The organism is Dolichospermum circinale AWQC310F, assembly GCF_000426925.1.
In the GTDB taxonomy this organism is placed as follows: Bacteria; Cyanobacteriota; Cyanobacteriia; order Cyanobacteriales; family Nostocaceae; genus Dolichospermum; species Dolichospermum circinale.
On the sequence record NZ_KE384682.1, the window covers coordinates 60248 to 60765 of the forward strand.

Here is a 518-nt window from a genome sequence, read left to right on the forward strand (position 1 = left end):
TCAGTGATAGTGCTGGAGATGAAGGGGCGATTTTTGCCGCTTTAGTACAGGGTGAAAGTCTGGATACTCAGACTTTACAGGCTTTGAAGGCTGAGGATGATCACGCCACAATTACGGTAAATGGGCAAAATATTCAGGTAGAGCAGCAGAATTTTACAGGAACTAACGGGAATGATACCATTACAGGAACTTCTGGCAACGACACGATTAATAGTGGGTTAGGTATAGATGTTGTCGATGGAGGTGTAGGAGATGATCTACTTATTATTGATTACTCCATTGGTGACAGTGGACGTGAGATGGTCTTATCTTCCTACGCAGGTACAGAAGGATTTTCTGGTTCAGCTTACCGATACAATTCTGCCTATTCCGCCGAATTAGACAGAGTTGATTTCTCTGGGATAAATCGGTTTCAGATTACTGGTACAAGTAAAGATGATAGTATCGTGACTGGAAGTGGCAATGACACGATAAATAGTGGTACTGGCAATGATGATATCAATGGTGGTGCTGGCAAC

At 42.9% G+C, this 518-nt stretch carries 1 protein-coding gene; it reads left to right on the top strand.

The window, feature by feature from the left end; genetic code table 11:
• Window positions 1-518 (top strand): calcium-binding protein (locus tag ACIR310F_RS25560; RefSeq protein WP_035367908.1); only part of this gene is annotated, 518 nt, incomplete at both ends.